Annotated in this window: 14 protein-coding genes; 7 read left to right on the top strand and 7 right to left on the bottom strand. The window is 63.1% G+C overall.

The window, feature by feature from the left end:
- Positions 1 to 4: 4 nt before the first annotated feature.
- Both G533_RS0116755 and G533_RS0116750 read right to left on the bottom strand, forming a co-directional pair.
- A complete protein-coding gene (locus G533_RS0116755; protein WP_035528697.1) occupies positions 5 to 1,861 on the bottom strand; it encodes an AsmA family protein in 1,857 nt (618 codons plus the stop codon).
- A 75-nt stretch (positions 1,862 to 1,936) separates the two neighbouring features.
- Positions 1,937 to 4,612: a TonB-dependent receptor gene (locus G533_RS0116750; RefSeq protein WP_027950961.1), complete on the bottom strand. Its 2,676-nt coding sequence runs from the start codon at positions 4,610 to 4,612 to the stop codon at positions 1,937 to 1,939.
- Between the two features lie 126 nt (positions 4,613 to 4,738).
- On the opposite strand from G533_RS0116750, the gene G533_RS0116745 reads away from it, so the two are divergent.
- Positions 4,739 to 5,059: a DUF6482 family protein gene (locus tag G533_RS0116745; RefSeq protein WP_027950960.1), complete on the top strand. Its 321-nt coding sequence runs from the start codon at positions 4,739 to 4,741 to the stop codon at positions 5,057 to 5,059.
- Between the two features lie 2 nt (positions 5,060 to 5,061).
- Positions 5,062 to 6,414, top strand: a complete 1,353-nt coding sequence (gene ppnN / locus G533_RS0116740; RefSeq protein ID WP_027950959.1) for a nucleotide 5'-monophosphate nucleosidase PpnN — start codon at positions 5,062 to 5,064, stop codon at positions 6,412 to 6,414.
- Here the strand turns inward: ppnN and G533_RS0116735 are convergent.
- The 4 genes from G533_RS0116735 to G533_RS22465 all read right to left on the bottom strand — a co-directional run bounded on the left by G533_RS0116735 (position 6,402) and on the right by G533_RS22465 (position 13,826).
- Entirely contained in the window at positions 6,402 to 9,344 is a 2,943-nt protein-coding gene (locus G533_RS0116735; RefSeq protein ID WP_027950958.1) for a diguanylate cyclase domain-containing protein, read from the bottom strand. The genes ppnN and G533_RS0116735 overlap by 13 nt on opposite strands.
- A gap of 132 nt (positions 9,345 to 9,476) precedes the next feature.
- A complete protein-coding gene (locus G533_RS22475) occupies positions 9,477 to 11,636 on the bottom strand; it encodes a PQQ-dependent dehydrogenase, methanol/ethanol family (RefSeq protein ID WP_051230539.1) in 2,160 nt (719 codons plus the stop codon).
- A gap of 133 nt (positions 11,637 to 11,769) precedes the next feature.
- Positions 11,770 to 13,383: a Na/Pi cotransporter family protein gene (locus G533_RS22470; RefSeq protein WP_051230536.1), complete on the bottom strand. Its 1,614-nt coding sequence runs from the start codon at positions 13,381 to 13,383 to the stop codon at positions 11,770 to 11,772.
- Positions 13,371 to 13,826, bottom strand: a complete 456-nt coding sequence (locus G533_RS22465; RefSeq protein ID WP_051230534.1) for an acyl-CoA thioesterase — start codon at positions 13,824 to 13,826, stop codon at positions 13,371 to 13,373. Before G533_RS22465 ends, G533_RS22470 begins: the two co-directional genes overlap by 13 nt.
- 299 nt (positions 13,827 to 14,125) lie before the next feature.
- Between G533_RS22465 and G533_RS0116715 the strand changes: the two genes are divergently transcribed.
- The 5 genes from G533_RS0116715 to mmsB are packed head-to-tail and all read left to right on the top strand — an operon-like array spanning position 14,126 to position 19,536.
- Positions 14,126 to 15,544 carry an aldehyde dehydrogenase family protein gene (locus G533_RS0116715; protein ID WP_027950957.1) on the top strand — a complete coding sequence of 473 codons (1,419 nt, stop codon included), beginning with the start codon at positions 14,126 to 14,128 and terminating at the stop codon, positions 15,542 to 15,544.
- Between the two features lie 12 nt (positions 15,545 to 15,556).
- Complete coding sequence (locus G533_RS0116710) at positions 15,557 to 16,717, top strand: acyl-CoA dehydrogenase family protein (RefSeq protein ID WP_027950956.1); 1,161 nt, start codon at positions 15,557 to 15,559, stop codon at positions 16,715 to 16,717.
- A complete protein-coding gene (locus G533_RS0116705) occupies positions 16,714 to 17,502 on the top strand; it encodes an enoyl-CoA hydratase (protein WP_027950955.1) in 789 nt (262 codons plus the stop codon). The genes G533_RS0116710 and G533_RS0116705 overlap by 4 nt, the downstream gene beginning before the upstream one ends.
- 10 nt (positions 17,503 to 17,512) lie before the next feature.
- Entirely contained in the window at positions 17,513 to 18,625 is a 1,113-nt protein-coding gene (locus G533_RS0116700; protein WP_027950954.1) for an enoyl-CoA hydratase/isomerase family protein, read from the top strand.
- A gap of 20 nt (positions 18,626 to 18,645) precedes the next feature.
- On the top strand, positions 18,646 to 19,536 hold the full coding sequence (gene mmsB / locus G533_RS0116695; RefSeq protein ID WP_027950953.1) for a 3-hydroxyisobutyrate dehydrogenase: 891 nt from the start codon (positions 18,646 to 18,648) through the stop codon (positions 19,534 to 19,536).
- A 56-nt stretch (positions 19,537 to 19,592) separates the two neighbouring features.
- On the opposite strand, the gene G533_RS22460 is transcribed toward mmsB, so the two are convergent.
- The gene (locus G533_RS22460) at positions 19,593 to 20,075 is read right to left on the bottom strand and encodes a type IV pilin protein (protein WP_051230532.1); all 483 of its coding nucleotides are present in this window, start codon (positions 20,073 to 20,075) and stop codon (positions 19,593 to 19,595) included.
- Positions 20,076 to 20,156: the final 81 nt, after the last annotated feature.

Raw genomic sequence — 20,156 nt, 5'->3', positions numbered from 1 at the left:
CAGCCTAATTGCCGTCGGAGTCTTTGCCTTTAAACAAGCGCTGCAGGAAGCGGCCGCCTTCCTCCTTCGCCTTGCGCTCGAGTTCATTGCGGGTCAGGGAAGCGATGATGTCCTTGCTGTCGACGCGGCACCAGCTTGCCGGGCTGCCATCGAGGGTGCCACTGCATAGCACGGGCCAGCTGATAGCGGTGAGGCGTTCATTCACTCGACAGGCCGGGTCGAGTTCGCCGAGGGTGGGCGCAAGCCGCGCACTGAATTTCGCGTTGAAAGCATTGCTGTCGATATCCAGGCTGCCGGTCCCGCGCAAGCCCATGTGCGCCAGATTGGCCTGCAGCGGGTCGAGCCGCGCCTTGCCTTCGCCCAGGGTCACACTCGCACTCAAGTCTTCGAAGGTGCTCTGCTGTGGCAGTTGCGCGCTCAACGATGCCTGATTGACCTGTGCAACCACCTCACAGAGCATGCGCTCAACCCCGAACTGCTGCAGCACCATGTCACGGGTTGTCAGGTTCAGCGGGCCCTGCAGGTTGTGCACCAGTGTGTCGCTGGTGTTGCCACGGCTCTGCAGTTCCCAGCGGGCGTCCGCGAGGCCGGTAAGCAGCGGCTCCGACTCCAGCGCCGCGAGCAGTGCTGCGCTATCCAACCCGATGAGTTCACCGCGGGATGACAATACGGCGGTGGCGCGGTGTGCATCCATGCTGGCGCTGGCGTTCAACGCCCCGCCATGCAAAGTGCCGGTGATGGTGTCGATTTTCAGTACGCCTTCCAGCGCCCGCAGGCGCAGGCGCAGGTTATTGATCGTGTGCGGCCCGAACACGGCGCGCTCAACCCGCAGGTCGGCACGGGTGTCGGCGAGGCGGATGGCGTCCAGCGGCAGTGCGGTGTCTTCGCCGTCAGTGTCCGTGCTTGCGGTAGCGGCAGCATCTGGCCCGGCCAGTAGCAGCAGCGCGGGGTCCAGCAGGTTCAGGCGCAGCTCCGCATCAATTTGCGGGCTTTCGAAACTGCTGTAGGCCAGTGTGCCCTGGCCGGTGATTTCACCGCTTGCCAGCTCCAGGGCCAGTTCGGCCCGCTGGGTGTTGATACCGATCGTGCCGCTGGCCAGGAGTTCCACCGGTTCCGGGGTGGCCCCGGTGATGGTGACATTGAGTGCTTCAACTGTGGCCTTGCTCTGGTCGGCACTGACCGTAAAGCGGGTTTGCAGCGTGATAGCGAGCGCTTGCTCGCCGGCGATCTCCACGCTCGCACTGAGTTCGGCAGGCCGGCCCTCAAGGTTGATGTCATTCGCCTGGAGTGAGGGAATTTCGATGACCTGCGGTGCTGCGCCGTTGGGCTGTAGCAGGCGCACGCGGGCTTCACTCACGGTGACATTGGCGATATTCAGGGCCAGCGGCAGGCCCAGTGCCGCGCCCGCGCCGGCCGCGGCGCCAGCGCGCAGGGCTTGCCGGCGCTGCTCATAGAAGGCCTTCAATTCGGCATCGCTGAGGCCGGCGGTGGTGCTAGCGGGTGCGGCTTCGGCCGCGGGCACGGTCACCTCAAGGCCGGCCAGCTCAATGCCCTTGATGGCCACTTCCTTCGACAGCAATGGCAGCAGGAAAACTTCCACCGACAGTCGCTGCACGCTGACGTCCGGCTGTTGCTCGCCCGGGAGTTGCAGCTCGGTATCCTCCAGGCGCAGCGACAGGCGGGGCAGCAGCGACAGCCCGGCATCGCCGTTTACCCGCAGTTTGGCGCCACTGCGCTCTTCCAGCGTTTCCGTCGCGATCTGTATCAGCCGCGCTTCGTCCAGAAGCAGCGGCAGGAGCGCTGCGACCGCCAGCACCAGCACCAGCGGAATGGCAACGATGTAAATCAGTAGTCTGGGCATGAGAGCAACCATCGTGAAAAACCTGTCTCACGATGGTAGCAGAAATCGCCGTGAATCCGCGCGTCGCGCCCCGCGCTAGAAGTTGTAGCCCAGCGCCAGGCCGTAGGTTCTCGGCTCGATCGAGAAGACATTGGTGAACAGGCCGGAAGACGGATCGGTGACATACATGGCCACCAGATGGTCGTCATCAGCAATGTTCTTGATGTAGGCACGGGCGTACCACTGCCCGTCTGCCGAGGTGTAGGTAGCCTGTGCATTCCAGATGTCCCAGGCATCAATGCGGTCGATGGGGCGGTTGAACATTCGCGCATACATGGCGTCCTGCCAGTAGTAGTCCACACGCAGTGACAGTGCGCTGCTATCGGCAAACGACAGGTTGTACTGCGCGCCCAGACTCAGTGACCACTCCGGGGCGTTCTGCAGTTGGTTGCCATCCAGGTTCTGCGCAATACCATCGGTAATCGGCACACCGGCCGCCGCCAGCGCACTGCAGCTGGTGAACGGTGAGCCAAACTGCGCGGCGTAGACGTCCGGCGCCAGCAGGGCTACACAATTGGAGGCGTTGGACAGGTCCTTGAGCAGGGTGACGTCGCTGCGACCCGCGGTGGGATCGCGGGTATCAAAGCTCTCAAAGTCCTTCACTTCGGTGTTCAGGTAGGCGAGGTTGGCGTTTACAACCCAGCTTGCATTCGGGGCAAACACCAGCTCCGCCTCGCCGCCCCAGATCTGCGCATCGGTGTTTTCGTTGAACGAAGTGCGGTTGACGATCTTGGATACCTGCATGTCGGTGTAGTCGTACAGGAAGGCGCTGAAGTTTGCCTGCAGGGTGTTGTCGAGCAGCGTGTTCTTGGTGCCGATCTCCAGCGCGTCGACGAACTCCGGCGCGAAGTCGGGCTTCTGGCTGGGGAACTGCACGGGGTCGAAGGGCGGGTTGAAGCCGCCGCCCTTGTACCCTCGGGACAGTGAGGCGTAGGCCAGTGTGTCAGCCGTTACGGACCAGTCGATAACGATGCGCCCGGTGGTTTCCCGCCAATCTTTGCTGGCGCGCCGCGTGGCGGTGGGAATGGGCAGGTCTGCGCCCAGGGGCTGTAGTACGGGGGCGCCAGTCACCGGGTCGTTGTTGAACAGGATCTGCCGGTCTTCGATGGTTTTGCGGTCCTGTGTGTAGCGCGCGCCGACGGTGAGTTTCAGTGTGTCGGTCAGCTCGTAGTAGATTTCACCGAACAGCGCCTGTGAGCGAATGCCGTAGTCACCGGTTTCATTGTTGAACTGGGGGCCTACCCAGCCCATCCCGTCGAGGCCCAGGGCTGCTGCGGGAAACACACTGGCGAAGTAGTCAAAGCCGGATGAGAACACCCAGTACTGGTTGTCCAGTTCAACATCCATCCAGAAACCGCCGACGAGAAAGTTCAGCGGCCCGGCAAAATCGGACTGCAGGCGCAGCTCCGCGGATACCTGCTCCGAGGACTGGTTGGATTGATCGTAAGCTTCAAGGCCCGGACTGAAGGAGTCGATATGGCCGCCAACACTGCCGGTGGAATTGGCTGAAGGCGCGGAGATGGGCCACAGTCCGTCGGCATACAGCGTGCCAGCGGCGGTGGGGGCGACCACCGGCAGCAGTGCCGGAATGGGAAACGGGTCCGCCACGGTCCACTGGTAGTCCATTTGCGAGAGCACGGTGGTGTCCTGGTAGCCGCCGACAAAGGCCAGCGTGTAATCGCCGATCTCCTGGGCGATGTTCAGGGTAACCAGCGTCTCGTCGGCGCGGTAGAGGGGCGCTCGTTCGCTGGCTACCTTGCGCAGGTCCCGAGGCACCTCGCCGCGCACGTTGGAGCCGAGTGTGAAAGCGCCGAGCGGACCGAGCAGGGCGTTGGACGCCAGGATGTTGGACAGCTGCGAGGAGGGGTTGGGAACATCGAAATCGAGACGGTCCGGCAAGCAGCCCATGACACCACTGGGGTCATTGTGGCACAGGGTTTTCTGGCTGCGCGTGCGGGTGCTGTCTTCATCGAACCAGGACAGCATCAGGTCGACCTGGGTGGTGTCGGTCGGTAACCAGCGCAGGGATGCCCGCAGCGATACCTGGTCGCGGCCATCGACATCGCTGCCGTTGTACACGTTCTCCGTGTAGCCCTCGCGGTCCAGCCACAGTCCCGCGAAGCGCAGTGCCAGGCTGTCGGTCAGCGGCAGGTTGATGGCGCCACTGAGTTTCTTGTGATCGAAGTTACCGTACTGTCCCTCAAGGTTCCCGTTCCGGCCATCGAGGTTCGCCGGACGGGTGATCATGTTGGCGGCGCCGCCGGTTGAGTTGCGGCCATAGAGCGTACCCTGCGGGCCGCGCAGCACGGCCACCTGCTCGATATCGTAATATTCTGTTTCGAACAGGCGCGGCGAAATCAACGGGATTTCATTGACGTGAACGCCCACACCGCTGTCAGCGGACGCCGCAACGAGGTTGGTGCCTACGCCGCGAATCTGGAAGTTATTACCGGTGAAGTTGCCCTTGGTGTATGACACGTTGGGCGCGGTGAAACGCATGTCTGCAAAGCCGTTGATCTGCTTGTTGCGCAGGGCCTCTTCGTCGAACGCGGTGATGGCAATGGGCACATCCTGTACCGATTCGGCCCGTTTCTGTGCCGTGACGATGACCTCTTCCAGCTGTGCCTGTGCAACAGTCGGCAGCGCGCTGGCGCCGACGGCAATCAGCGCCGGCCACAAGCGGCGCAATGTGGTGCAAACAGCGTTTTTCATTCCAGCTCCTGATTTATCATTATTGGTGTCAAGTTATGCTGGCCCTGCGCGGGTTGGTTCAAGTTTATGCACAATCAGGTTACCGTAGCAACTTGGCAACTTTTTTTGGTCGCAAAGGAAAAGCCGGTGAAAATCACGCTTCAACAACTGCAGCACAGTGTGGGTTTAACTCGCGTTGTCATTCACTCGCTGGATTTCAGCATTTACCTGGCCTACGCCGATTTCGGGGGTGACCCGTTGTTGGTCACCGAGGCCGATGGCAAGCCGTTGCGCACGCACAACATTACCGCGATGAAGCAGCGCCTGGCAGCGGTGCCAGTCCCGGCCCTGTTTCTGCGCCACCAGAGCGCCTACGATGAAATGGTGGGGCAGCCGGTGCGCGTCGGCGACAACAGCCTGGAGGTGCCGCTCGCGCGCGATTGGGGCGATTTCCCGGAAGGCCAGTGACAATGGACAAGCGCGCACATGCCATCGTCAACCCCATTCATTCACTGAACTTGCTGTCCCAGGCGGAAATTGAGGCCTTTACCACCACCCGCGGCGAGCTGTTCGACCTCTACCGGCGCTGTGCACTGGCTATTCTCAACACTGACAGCAACAAGGACGACGCGGCGAAGATCTACGCCGACTTCTCGGACTTCGATCTGCAGTTTGTGCCGCAGCCACGCGGCTTGCGGCTGGAGGTGTTCAATGCCCCGGCGCAGGCCTTTGTCGATGGGCGCATGATTCGTGGCCTGCGGGAACACCTGTTCGCCGCGCTGCGTGACATCGTCTACACGGAGATTCGCCACTCGGCTCAGCCGGTAGCCGGCGCGGCAGACCCCACAGACCAGGTGTTTCGTATTCTGCGCAACGCCGATGTTGTGCGCCCCAACCAGGAGCCCCGCCTTGTAGTGTGCTGGGGCGGTCATGCCATTCCGCGCGACGAGTACGACTACGCCAAGGCCGTAGGTTACGCGCTGGGCTTGCGCGGCCTGGATATCGTCACCGGCTGCGGCATTGGTGCCATGAAGGGCCCGATGAAGGGCGCCGCCGTCGGCCATGCCAAACAGCAGATCAAGAGCGGCCGCTATATCGGTATCAGTGAACCCGGCATTATCGCCTCAGAGTCCCCCAACGCGATCGTTAACGAACTGGTGATCATGCCCGATATCGAAAAGCGGCTGGAAGCCTTCGTGCGGCTGGCGCACGCGATTGTGGTGTTTCCCGGGGGTGTCGGCACGGTGGAGGAAATCCTCTACCTGCTGTCGATTCTGATGCACCCCGACAACGCGCAGAGTCTGCCGCTGGTATTCGCCGGGCCAAGGCGCTGTGCCGAGTACTTCAGCGAGTTGGAGCGGTTCCTTGTCGGCTGCCTGGGAGAGGGCGTACGCGATCACTACCGGATCATACTGGGTGCCCCCGATGAAGTGGGCGCCGCCGTGCGCAAGGCGGTGCAGACCCAGCACGTGCGGCGACGCAAATTGCAGCAGGCCTACTATTTCAACTGGGAACTGGCGATTGCCCCGGCGCTGCAGCGGCCTTTCCTGCCCACCCACAAGAACATGGCGGCGCTGGACCTGCGCTCGGCGCTGCCCGGTCACGAGCTTGCCAGTCAGTTGCGCTGTGCGTTTTCAGGCCTGGTGGCGGGGAATGTAAAGACCTTCGGCATTGAGCAGGTGGCGCGTCACGGGCCTTATCAATTGCACGGCGACGTCGCGTTACTGCAGCACATGGACCGCCTGCTGCGCCTGCTGGTCAAGGAGAAGCGCATGAAGCTGGGTGAGGGTGAGTTCGACTATCAGCCCTGCTACCGCATTTGACCGTTGTTTTCCTCGATACGCACCCGGTCGCGGCCGGCGGCCTTGGCGGCATAGAGCGCCTGGTCAGCGCGCTGGATCAGTTCGTCCGGTGTGCCTTTCTCCGCAGGCCAGGCAGTAGCGCCACCGACACTGACGGTCAGGTAGTCTGAAACCGGACTGTTGGGATGGGGGATTCTCAAGTCCTTCACCAGTGAGCGGATACGCTGAGCCACCTGCGTCACAGCGCCGACATCCGCACCGGGCAGCAGCGCCAGAAACTCCTCGCCGCCGTAGCGCGCCACGAGGTCTTCGTCGCGCAACACGCCGGACTGCAGCGCCTCGGCTACCTTGCGCAGGCATTCATCTCCGGCGATGTGGCCGACCGCGTCGTTGTACTGTTTGAAGCAGTCGATATCCAGCATGATGATGCTGACCGGTGCGTGCTGCTCGCCGCACTGCGCCCAGGTACTATCCAGGTTCTCATCCAGAAAGCGTCGGTTGGCAAGCCCGGTGAGGCTGTCGATGCGGGAGATTTCCTGCACCTTTGATAGGGCAATCTGTAGTTCGCGCGTACGCCGGTTGACCAGAAGCTCAAGCTGTCTCTCGCGCAGCATGGCGCGACGAATGGCCAGGAGGTAGAGGCGATGGGCGAGCAGCACTGCAAGCAAGCCGGCGATGATCCGGAACCACCACGTCTGGTACCAGAAAGGCGCCCGGTATATGTCCAGGTTCACCTCCGCGCCGCGCGGTGATGCGTCCTGGGCGGCGTCGTGGTTGGATGCGGCAACCCGCAGGGAGAGCGACCCAGGGGGCAGGCCGGTGAAGTATGCGGTGCGCCGGCTGCCCACCCGGTGCCAGTCGCGGTCAAAGCCTTCCAGCAGGTATTCGAAGCGCAGTGTGTGTGGCGCACCCAGTCGCGGCACCGTGTAGTCCACTTCCAGGGTGGAGGCATCGGCGGGCAGCAGCAACGGGTCCGCGAGTGGGATACGCTCGCCGTTCACACGCACCGCCTCAATCAGCGGCGGCGGCGGTGGCGGCAGGGTGCTGAAATCTCCCGGCACGACAGCCACCAGCCCCTGGTTGGTCGGGAACCAGAGCCGCCCATCCCGTGCCTTCCAGCCCGCGGGCTGAAAGCCACCGAGGAACTGTGCGGAGCGCAGGCCGTCGGTTTCATCGTACAGCCTGGCCCGGAAGCGTTTCGACTCGCCGCGCGCCACCGCGTTCAGCGCCGCGCGCTCCACCGAGACCAGCCCGTCCGCACCGCTCATCCACAATCGCCCGGTGTCATCCTCGAGAATAGCCAGCACGGAGAGCTGCGGCAGGCCGTGCCCCAGCGTGAACTGAAACAGCTGGTCTCCCTCCAGCCGCGACAGACCCGATTCCCTGCTACCTATCCAGACCACACCTTCAGCATCGGTATACGTTGTGCTAACCAGGTTACTGCCCAGGCCTTCTTCTTCGGTCCAGAGCGTGTAGCCGTCTCCTGTGAGTTGCATCAGGCCACCGTTGCTGGTGAGCCAGAGGCGCCCCAGCGCATCGCTGCGGATCTCCCGGAGCAAGGTGGCCGGCAGGCTTGTTTCCTCAACAAAGCGCTTCCTGCGCGCATCAAACCATACGAGCCCGCCATCGGTGACGACCCAGAGGCGACCGCTGGCATCGCGTTGCAGCCCCATGACGTGGCTATTGATCAGGCCCTTTTCCTTGCCGTACTGCGTGACTGAGCCGTCAGTGTGCAGGTGGTTCAGCCCGCCGCCAAAGGTGCCAACCCAGAGTGAGCCATCGGGCTCCGCGAGCAATGATGAGATGTCGTTGCTGGACAGCCCCTGTTCGCGGGTGAATTGGGTAACCTCATGATCGGTGCTCAGGCGGAACAGTCCGCTGCCCTCGGTGCCCGTCCAGATGCTGTCGTCCGGGGCTTGCGTTACTACGAAGGTGGCGGCACCAAGGCCCTCCGCCGGGCCGAATTGCAGGAAGTCGCTGTCGCGCAGGCGGTGAACACCGTGCATGGTCGCCGCCCAGACGTTGCCCTCGGCATCCTCGGCCAGCTCGAAAACATAACCTGGCTGCTTGGTGGCGAGCGGGAAGGCCTGCAGACTGCCATTCTTGCTCACCCGCCAGAGGCCATCGCCATACGTACCCAACCACAGATTGCCGTGACGGTCGCGCAGCGCCGAATGCAGAGTCATCCCCGTCTGCAGCGCCGCACTCTCATGGACTATCGGCCCGGACTCGGTCAGGCGGTAGGTGGTGCCTGCCGCCGTCGCCGCCATCGGCCCGAGTTCGGGGTCATTGTGGAGCAGGTGTACCTGGGTCGAATCCAGGCCACTGCCTTCGGTGAAGTTGGTGAAGTGGGCGCCATCGAAGCGACTGAGTCCATTGGTCAGGGTACTTACCCAAATGGCGCCGCCTGGTTCTTCCAGCAGGCGGAAAGTACGGTTGTCCACCAGGCCATCATCCTGCGTCCAGCTGCGCATCTCCTTGCCGCGCAGTCGCGACAGGCCCTGACTGGTCGCGAACCACAGTGTGCCGTCGGCGGCTGGCAGCACATCGTGCACGATGTCGTCGCTGAGCCCCTCCGCTGTTGTATACGCAGTGAACTCCCCGTCGACATAATGCAGGACGCCTCCGCCGTAGGTGGCGAGCCACATGCTGCCGTCATCGAGGATTTCGATGTCGCGGATATCGTTGGAGCGAAAAGCCGGTTGATTCTGCTTGTTGAAGAGCGTGAAGCTGACGCCGTCGAAGCGCGCCAGGCCGTTCTTGGTCCCCAGCCAGAGGAATCCATTCAGGTCAGACCGGGCTATCCAGACGGTATCGGAGGGCAGGCCCTCCTCGCGGCCGAAGCGGTCAAAGAGGTACTGGCTGGGCAGGCGGTCCGGGTTCAGCGCAAAGCCGGAAGGCGATAGCAGGCTCGCCAGCAGCAACCACGAGGGGGTTAGCCAGTTGCGCAATAACCGGGTTGTTGTGCGTGAAGCGTTCAGGATGGAGCCACCATCTTGCCAAGCGAGGCAGGATACGTCAGCGGCGCACAGGTCACAACTTGTTACACAAGCTGGTGTGACCCGGTTCGCGTCCTGACAGGGTCAGTCCGTGGTCGCGTCCCTGCGTACCAGCCATGCGGCGAGTTGTGCTGCCTTGTCTGTGAGGTAGTTGCGCGCGCGGGCCAGCCAGCCCTGCTCCGTGCGCAACGCGTAGTCCTCGTGAGCGCGTGAAATCACGTAGGCGTGGACGTTGTCTACCTGCGCGGCATCGAGCACATCATCAAAGCGCGGCATGCCGGCCTGTTCCATCAGTCCTTCCCGGACCACAGCGGCAAAGTTCTCGTGCCAAACCGGTGCCAGATAGCGCAGGTCGGGTATTGAGCCGTCACCCACCACGTCGGCGCCGTGGCAGCGGGCACAGAAGCGGTTGAACAGGTTGCGCCCTTCGGCGATCTGGTCCTCGCTCGCTTCGGGCATGGACGGTGGCGAGGGGCGTTCGACGGTGGGTGTCACGGGCAGTGCGCCGGATGCGCCGAGTTTGAAGGCGACCAGCCGGTTGTTGGGGTTGCCGGTGGGGTAAGTCTTGCCCATGTTCATCATCAGCGCCCCGCCGCGCCCTGCCGTGACCGCGATGTATTGCTCGCCGTTGACCCGATAGCTGATCGGCCCGGCCATGACACTGGTCTCCATCGGGAAGGTCCAGAGCAGCTCGCCATTATCGGCGCGTACGGCGATAAAGCGCCCGTCCGAGGTGCCCTGGAACACCAGGTTGCCGCCGGTGGCCAGTACCCCGCCATTGTGCGTGTAGGGGTGGGGCAGCTTCCAGGCCGCTTGCTGGCGTACCGGGTCCCAGGCCAGCAGGCTGGCTTTGGGCAGGTGCGTGAGCATGGCCTGGGTGAAGGCCTGGGAGTAGGCCTCACCGGAAAGCTCGTAGCCGGTGTTGTAGTGGCGCCGCAGGTGCTTGTAGTCAACGGCATCGATCTCGTTGAACTCCATGCCCATGTCCAGCTCCGGGATGTACAGTAAACCGGTATCCGGGCTGTAGGCCATGGGGTGCCAGTTGTGCCCGCCCATGGCAGAAGGGAACACCATGGCGGGCTCACCATCGTAGTCCTGCCCCGGGTTTTCCTGGGGACGGCCGGTATCAAGGTCGTAGCCACTGGCCCAGGTTACGGTGGTGTAGGGCTCTGCGGAGAGCAGTTTGCCCGTTTCGCGGTCCACGATGTATACAAAGCCGGCCTTGGGCGCATGCAGTATCACTTTGCGCTGCTGCCCTTCCCAGGGGATTTCCGCGAGTGTCATCTGCTGGCTGGCAGTGTAATCCCAGTTGTCGCCTGGCACTTGTTGGTAGTGCCAGAGGTATTCGCCGGTATCGGGGTTCAGGGCTACGATGGAGGTGAGATACAGGTTGTCTCCGCCGCCCGGGCTGCGGATGCGTCGGTTGTGCGGCGCACCGTTGCCTACGCCGAGGTAGAGCTGGTTGAACTCGGGGTCGTAGACGATGCTGTCCCACACCGTGCCGCCGCCGCCATACTTCCACCACTCGCCATTCCAGGTTTCAGCCGCGCGCTCCATGGCGGCATTCTCGAAACCGTCGGCAGGGTTACCGGGCACGGTGTAAAAGCGCCAGGCCAGTTCCCCGCTGGCGGCATCGTAGGCGCTGACGAAACCGCGAGTGCCAAACTCGGAGCCGCCATTGCCAATGAATACCTTGCCCCGGGCCACACGCGGCGCGCCGGTGATGGAGTAGGCCTGGTTCGGGTCGGTGGTCTGTGCCGACCAGCGCAGGGTGCCGGTGGCGCGGTCGATGGCGATGAGTCGGCCGTCCAGCGTGCCGATATACAGCAGGTCATCCCAGGCGGCGAGGCCGCGGTTGAGCACACCGCAACAGGCGGTAATGCTTTTACTGCGCGGCACCTCGGGATCGAAGGACCAAAGCATGTTGCCGCTGGCGCCGTCCACCGCATACACGGTATTCCAGGCGCCGCTGAAGTACAGGATACCGTCGATTGCCAGTGGCGTGGACTGCAGGCCAAGGTGCGTGTCGGTTTCAAAGTACCAGGCCATGCCCAGTTCCGACACGTTGCCGGCATCGATCTGCTCCAAGGGTGTGAAGCGTTGTTCGCTGTAGTCGCGGCCGTAGCTCAACCAGTTGTCCACGTCGTTGCCGGCGGCGAGCAGGCGCGCTTCGGTAACAGGTTCAGCGCTTGCCAGGCTGGCAATCAGGCAGGCGGAAATAAAGGGTATAGCGAGGAAACGCATGCGATCAGGCACTCTTGCGGATTATCGTCGGGGTCAATTCTGACCTATTGGGCCGGAAAAACCCGGTTGTGGCCATGCTTCCCGGCAGCGCCCCGGGCGTGGCGTAAATACTTGAACTTTCCCGGGTGCGGGGTCACCGCGCCTCCGCGGGCGCGGGTTCATTGTTTTCCCCCGAGGCCGCCTGCGGATGGATCACCTCGGCGATGTGGAGAATACGCTTGGCGCTGTCTTCAAGCAGGGCCACCACATGCAGCCTGCGTGTGGCCTCTGGTGCGCTCAGCAGGCCAGAGCCGATCTGCTCCAGCAACTCGGCCCGCCGCTGTCGGCGCAGTCGTTTCAGTAGCTGTTTGCGCTCCAGGCGCGCCTCCAGGGTCAATTGCTTGAGTTCGCCGCTGCGCATGAGGCCCAGCAGTGCCTCCTGCAGAGCCGGTGTCAGCGCTGCGGTGATGTCCGCTTGCGGAATTTCCGCCAGTTCCAGGAACAGGTCGCGCAGTTGCATGCATTCCTCGCGCACCCAGTTCAGGTTGAGAAACTGCTCGGACAGGCCGTTGTCGAGGTGCTGGGCACCAATGCGGTTGCCGTATTCGGCGATTGCCGCCAGCAGCACACCGGTGTGCAGTGTTTCTTCTGCCGCCGGTTCCCGGTCCGGATCGATGATTATCCCCCCGCGCGAGAGCAACTGCTTGAACACGCGCTTGATTTCGGAGTGCATGGCATTGACGCCCATCGCCGGCAGGGCCAGCACCGTATCGTCGAGGTAACGCAGCCGTTCCGACGTCAGTTCGGGTTGCTTCACCCAGCGCTCCACCAGGCGCAGCAACCGGTCCGCAAGCAGCCACATCAGCAGCAGGCCGAGCAGGTTGAACAGTGTGTGGAAAAGCGCCAGCCCGGTGCTGATGTTGGTGCGCCCGGCGCCCCCGCCGGAGAGCTGCTCGGACACCCACCACAGCGGGCCCAGCAGGATCAGCGCAATCAGGCCCGTGAACATTTTTTCCGCGACATGCACCAGCGCCAGGCGGCGCGCGTTTGCCGTGGCACCCATGCTGGCCAGCAGGCTGGTGGCGGTGGTGCCGATGTTGGCGCCGATGACGAGTGAGGCGCCCAGCAACGGCGTTAGCACCCCCGTAACCGATGCGGTGAGCACAATGGCCAGCGCTGCGGAGGACGACTGAATCAGGGCGGTGAGCAGGGCGCCGAACAGCACACCGAGCACAATGCCGCTGGCCCCGGAGGTTCCCAGGCGTTCAATGGGTATCCAGTCGGCAACGTCAATGAAGGCATCACGCAGCATGCCCAGGCCGAGGAACAGCAGGCCAAAGCCCGCGAGGGCGATGCCGATATGTGCTGCGCGACGGTTGTTGCCAAACAATTTGAGCAACATGCCGAGGCCAATCAGCGGTAATGCCACCACCTCAACCTTGATGCGCAGGCCGATGAGGGCGACGATCCAGGCCGTCATGGTGGTGCCCACGTTGCTGCCGAAGACCACCCAGGCAGCCTGTTTCAGTCGCAGCATACCGGCGTTGGTAAACCCCAGGGTGGCGACGATGACGGCGCTGGAAGACTGTACGACGGCGGTAATGCCGAAGCCGGCGAGCGCCGCGCGCAAGCGTGTACGGGTGGAGCGCTCCAGAAATCCCTGCAGTGCGTTGCCGGCGGCGGCTTTGAGACCGTCGGTCATCATGGACATGCCCAGCAGCAGCAGCCCCAGCCCCCCGAGGGACAGGGTCAGTGTCATCCAGGCCATGGTGGGCTCACGGCGGGCGCTGTGACCTGGGCGCGGAAATCATCGGGCACGGCCACCACCCGGCGGGTCTGGTAGTCGAAGAACAGCAGGGTGGTTGCAACCCGCGCCACCTCCTCGCCGCTGTCGTCCTTGCTGATGCGGTAGACGAACTGGAAGCTTTTCTGCTCAACCTCACGCGCCCCCAGCTCCACCCGCAGCCGGTCGCCATAGTCCGCTTCCGCCAGGTAGGCGGTTTCCGCGTGCGCCATGATCAGCCCTGCCTCCTCGAAGGCGATCGCCTTGCTGTGGCCGAGCTGGCGGATAAAGCGCAACTGCGCCTCCATGGCGATGGACAGCAGGCGGTCGGCGCCCAGGTGGTTGGCAGCGTTCACGTCGCTGTAGAGCACGTCATAGTGCGTTGCGAAGAGAAAGTGTTCGGGCAGGGTGATGGTTCTGCGTGGCATGGCCGGGCTCGTCCGGTTGCTGGAGTGACGAGCGCAGTCTAGCGCTGGTGGGGCCAATTTGCATGATGCGCACGCGACCGGGCATGCCGTCGGTGCGCGGGCAGCGGGGTGTGTAGTGCCTCTGGTTACTTAAATAGCTCATAATGGCGCAATAAGGCAGCAATATAATCCATATATATCGCAATTTTCTCCCTTTGACGGGTGGCACGGCGAGCGTACGCTGCTCGGCTACTATAAGAGTTCCGGCCGCGCACAGCAGCCGGAACCCCGCAATCACGTGTTCGACAGGAGTACGCCCCATGGCGACAACCCAGCAATCCCAGGAACCCAATGCCGTGCAGCAGGAAATTGCGGCGATGATGGAACGCGCTCGCGCGGCCCAGGCAGCGATCGAGCATTACACCCAGGAGCAGGTGGACGAGCTGATTACCGCCATGGTCTGGTCCGTGGCGCGTGAAGGTGTATCAGAGAAGATTGCCCGCTTCACGGTGGAGGAAACCCAGCTCGGTAACTACGACGGCAAATTCCTCAAAATCCACCGCAAAACCCGAGCAACGCTTATGGATATCCTCCACGACAAATCCGTGGGCGTGATCGAGGAAGACCCGGTGCGCAATATCATAAAGATTGCCAAGCCGGTGGGCGTGATCGGTGCACTGTCGCCTTCCACCAACCCGGAGGCCACCCCGGTGATCAAGGCGATTTCGGCGGTGAAAGGCCGCAACGCCATCATCATTGCTCCGCATCCGCGCGCCAAACTGACCAACAAGATGATCTGCGATTACATGCGCGAGGCCATCGTTGCCATGGGCGCGCCGGCGGATCTGGTGCAAAGTATCGATGTGCCTTCGCTGGACAAGACCAACGAACTGATGCGCCAGTGCGACCGCATTCTTGCTACCGGCGGTGAAGCCATGGTGTCGGCGGCGTACTCGTCCGGCACACCGGCGCTTGGCGTGGGCGTGGGCAACGCGGTGATCACGGTCGATGACACGGCCAATCTCGAGGAAGCCGCAGAGAAAATTCGCATCTCCAAAACACTGGACCTGGCGGCCTCCTGCTCGTCGGACAACTCCGTGCTGGTGTTTGAATCCATCTACGACGAGTTTCTGGAGAAGCTCAAGCACGAGGGCGGTTTTATTGTCGACGGTGACGACAAATCGAAGCTGCAGAGCGTGATCTGGCAGGACGGGCACCTGAATGCAGCCATCGTGGCGCAGCACGCCACCACCATCGCCGGGCGTGCCGGCATTGACCTGCCTGAGGGCAAGCAGTTCTTTATCGTGCCCGAAGTGGGGGCGGGCCCGGATTACCCCTTCTCCGGTGAAAAGCTCACGGTGACGATGGCCCTGTACAAGGTGCGCGACATCGACGAGGCCATCGAGCTGACCAACCGCATCCAGGCCTATCAGGGCCAGGGTCACAGCTGCGGTATCTACTCCAACAACGACGACAACATTCTGAAGCTGGCCCTCGCCACGCGCACCTCGCGGGTGATGGTGAACCAGCCACAGTCTGCGTCCAACAGCGGCAACCTGTGGAACGGCATGCGCCAGACCTTCTCGCTGGGCTGCGGCTCCTGGGGCGGCAACAGCATCAACCACAACATTACCTGGCGCGACCTCATCAATGAAACCTGGGTGTCCAAACCGCTGGCGCAAACCAAGGTGATACCGCCTGACGCAGAGCTGTTCGGCAAAGTGATGGACCGCTTCTGAGGAGGGTTGACCATGGATTTTTCCATCTCTGAAGAGCAGCAGGCTTTTGTCGACAGCGCCCGTGCGTTCTCCGATGGTGTGCTGGCGCCGCAGGCGGCGCAGTGGGACGAAGAATCCTTCTTCCCCAAGGACGTGCTGCGCCAGGCCGGAGAGCTGGGCTTCATGGGCATGTACACGCCCGAAAGCGCGGGTGGCCTTGGCATGGGGCGCCTGGATGCGAGCCTGATTGTCGAGGAGCTGGCGCGCGGTTGCACCACCACCGCCGCCTTCCTCACCATTCACAACATGGCGACCAGCATGATCGGGCATTACTGCAGCGATGCTGTGATCGAAGCCTGGTGCCCCGAGTTGGTTAGCGGCGAGAAGCTGGCCTCCTATTGCCTCACAGAGCCCGGCGCCGGTTCCGACGCCGCCTCCCTGCGCACCTCCGCCCGGCGCGACGGCGATGACTACGTGATCAACGGCAGCAAGGTGTTCATTTCCGGTGCCGGTGAGACCGACGTGCTGGTGGTGATGCTGCGTACCAGCGACGATGGCGCGCGCGGCATTACCGCGGTTCTGGTGCCGGCGGACGCCGAGGGCATCAGCTACGGCAAGAAGGAAGCCAAGATGGGCTGGAACGCCCAGCCTACCCGCATGGTCACCTTTGACGACGTGCGGGTGCCGGTGGCAAACCGCCTGGGTGCCGAGGGCCAGGGTTTCTCCATCGCCATGATGGGGTTGGATGGGGGGCGCATCAATATTGCCACCTGCAGTGTGGGTACGGCGCAGCAGGCGCTGGAAGAGGCCACGGCCTATGTGCAGGAGCGGCGCCAGTTCGACACGGCCATCGCCGACTTCCAGCACACCCAGTTCAAACTCGCGGATATGCTCACCGAACTGGTTGCGGCGCGGCAGATGATACGTCTCGCCGCCAGCAAGCTGGACAACAAGGACCCGCAGGCGACCACCTACTGTGCAATGGCCAAGCGCTTCGCGACCGATGTGGGTTTCCAGGTCTGCAACGATGCGCTGCAGTTGTTCGGCGGCTACGGTTATATCCGCGAATACCCCATGGAGCGCCACGTGCGCGACACGCGAGTGCACCAGATACTCGAGGGTACCAATGAAATCATGCGCGTCATTGTAGGGCGCAAACTGTTAATGGAAGGCGCACTGGAGGTCATCAAATGAGCCTGAGTACATCGGAGAAACTGAAAGTCGAGATTCGCGGTCACACCGCGCTGGTTACCATCGATAACCCGGCGGCCAACACCTGGGATACCGAGAGCCTGCCCGCCCTGCGCGATCTGGTCGCGTCCCTGAACAGCAACCTGGATATCTACGCGCTGGTGCTGACCGGCGCCGGCAGCAAGTTCTTCTCCGCCGGGGCGGACCTCAAGCTGTTTGCCGATGGCGACCCGAAAACAGCCGACCGCATGGCCTGCTTTTTTGGCGAGGCCTTTGAAGCGCTGGCGGACTTCCGTGGCGTTTCCATTGCGGCAGTGAACGGCTTTGCCATGGGCGGCGGGCTGGAAGTGGCGCTGGCCTGCGACCTGCGCATTGTCGAAGAACAGGCGCAACTGGCGCTGCCCGAGGCCCGGGTCGGCCTGCTGCCCTGTGCCGGCGGCACCCAGCGCCTGGCCTGGTTGGCCGGCGAAGGCTGGGCCAAGCGCATGATTCTCTGTGGCGAGCGCATCAATGCAGCCACGGCGGAGCGCATCGGCCTGGCGGAAGAAGTGGTCGGTACCGGTGAAGCACTGGAGCGCGCCCTGGCCCTGGCGGAGCAGGTCTGCGAACAGAGCCCCAGCTCCATCGGGCGCTGCAAGCAGCTGATTCACTCGGCTCGCGACAAGGCGATCGGCGATGGCCTGGCGGCGGAGCGCGAACTGTTCGTCGAGCTGTTCTCCACCGAAGACCAGCGCGAGGGCGTGAACGCGTTTCTCGAGAAGCGTAAACCCGAATGGAAAAACCGCTAAGGATTCAAGCATGTCAGATGCCCCTGTCATCGTTGAGGTAGTGGAATGTGCCGGGCGCAAGCTTGGCCACCTCACCCTCAACGTGCCGAAAACCCTCAATTCACTGACCCTGCCGATGGTCGACACGCTACAGGAACAACTGGACGTGTGGCGCGACGACCCGGAGATTGGTGCCATCCTGATTGACGGCAGCGGCGAGAAGGCTTTCTGTGCTGGCGGCGATGTGCAGGCCCTGCACCGTTCCGCTACCGCGACCCCGGGTGGCCCCTGCGAGGAGGCAGAGGCCTTTTTCGCGCGGGAATACCGCATGAACTACACCCTGCACACCTACCCCAAACCGATCATCTGCTGGGGACACGGTATTGTCATGGGCGGTGGCCTCGGGGTAATGGCCGGCTGTTCGCACCGCGTGGTCACCGAGGCCACGCGCATCGCCATGCCGGAAGTCACCATCGCGCTGTTCCCGGATGTGGGCGGCAGCTGGTTCCTCAACCATATGCCCGGCAAGTCGGGGCAGTTCCTCGCCCTTACTGGCGCGTCCATCAACGCGGCGGACGCGGTGTTCACCGGCCTGGCGGATCGCTTCATTGCCAGCGAGCATAAAGGCGCGGTGCTGGAGCAGTTGCGACGCAGCAACTGGGCGGATGATTGTGCGGCCAACCATGCGCGCGTGCGGCATATTCTGCGACCGCTTACCGAACAGAGTATCGCCAGTATGCCGGGCGGGCAGGTGGAGCCGCACCTGAGCCGGATCAATTCCCTCTGTGACGGCGACGATGTACACCAGGTAGTGGACAATATCGTCAATCAACAAACCACCGACCAGTGGCTGTCTCGGGCGCGCGACGGCCTGGCACACGGGTCGCCGTTGGCGGCACTGTGGATAAGCCGTCAGCTGCAGGAAACCCGGCACAGCTCACTGCGGGAGGTGTTTCAGGCGGAGCTGCAGCTCGCCACCAATGTGGTGCGCTACCCGGAATTCGCCGAGGGCGTGCGCGCCCTGCTGCTGGACAAGGACCGCAACCCGGCCTGGGCCTTCAAGAGCACGCGCGAGGTGCCCCAGGCGCTGATCGACGGCTTCTTCACGGCCCCCTGGGCAAACAACCCGCTGGCCGACCTCTAATCGCACAGGAGAGATTCACCATGGCGCAAGTTGCATTTATCGGCCTCGGCAATATGGGTGGGCCGATGGCCACCAATCTGATCCACGCGGGGCACAGCGTTACCGTATTCGACCTGTCGGAGGCGGCCTGCCAGCAGCTGTCGGAGGCGGGGGCGCTGGTGGCCGCGTCGGCCGCCGATGCGGTGGCGGGTGCCGATTACGTGATTTCCATGCTGCCGGCGGGCAAGCATGTGGCCAGTGTGTACCTCGGAGAGGACGGTCTGCTGGCGCGCCTGGGCACAGAGACCACCGTACTCGATTGCAGCACGATAGACGCTGAAACCTCACGTGAAGTCGGCAAGGCAGCGGCGGCCCTGGGCATCGGTTTCATGGATGCGCCGGTCTCCGGTGGCGTTGCGGCCGCAGCTGCGGGCACGCTGGCCTTCATGTGTGGCGGCGAAGCGGCGACGTTCGAGAAAGCGCGGGTGATTCTGGCTGGCATGGGCAAGAATATTTTCCACGCCGGCCCTGCCGGAGCCGGCCAGGTGGCCAAGGGCTGTAACAACATGCTGCTGGCGATTCACATGATAGGCACCTGTGAGGCGCTGGAAATGGGGGTGCGCAATGGTCTGGACCCGGCGGTGCTGTCGGAGATCATGCTGGCGAGTTCAGGTCGCAACTGGTCGCTGGAAGTCTACAACCCCTATCCGGGCGTGATGGAGAAAGCGCCGGCCAGCAATGGCTACAAGCCGGGCTTCATGGTTGACCTGATGGCCAAGGATCTCGGCCTGGCGATGGATATTGCCAGCCAGAGTGGTGTGGACAACCAGATGGGGCAGCTGGCGCGGGACCTGTATACCCGTCTGCAGGGAGCAGGCATGGGACAGCAGGATTTCTCCAGTGTGCTCACCCTGCTCGAGCAGAAAAACTGAGGCCAGGGACCGCGGGGCGCCTTCGCTCAGCGTTGCGCGTCGCGGCTTGCGCCTACTCAGGCGTCCCAGGTCTGTTCAGCCCAGACAATAGCCCCATCGTTATTGCGGTCCCAGGACTTCTGGCCCAGATGGTTGAGCCGTAGTACGCCGTCGTCTTCCTGGCGGCTTCCTGTAATGGGCCTCGCCTGCAGCACATAGCCCTTGGCATCGGCCGACTCGATGGTCAGCTCATAGTGGGCTGCCCTGTTGAACAGCGCTTCGCGGCGAAAGAGTTCGGCGGAGGGTGCCGCTGGCGTGGGCGCACCGTGCTCTGTGGCGCCGGCGTAGGTGCCGCCAAGCGCAAGGTGTTGCTCCATCGCGCCCGCCAGGGCCAGCAGTGCGGCCTTGGCGTTCGAGCGGTTTTCGCCGGCAGAGCGATCCTGGTAGGCGGGTAGGGCCAGAGTGACCGGTATCGCCAGCATCGCCAGAAAAACGACGGCAAGCAATCGGTCGAGCAGCTTGAAACGGTGGGGCGTAGCAGTGCGTGATTGGCGAGTCATCTGAGTGTACCCCGCTGGGTGTCTTGTTCTCAGAATCCTAGATACACGATAGCGCCGGGTTTGACGATGATTTCCGCAATG

It is taken from the genome of Haliea salexigens DSM 19537 (assembly GCF_000423125.1).
Taxonomy (GTDB): Bacteria; Pseudomonadota; Gammaproteobacteria; order Pseudomonadales; family Halieaceae; genus Haliea; species Haliea salexigens.
Note: the sequence above shows the minus strand (reverse complement) of the source record. Positions and strands in the feature narration are given on the sequence as shown.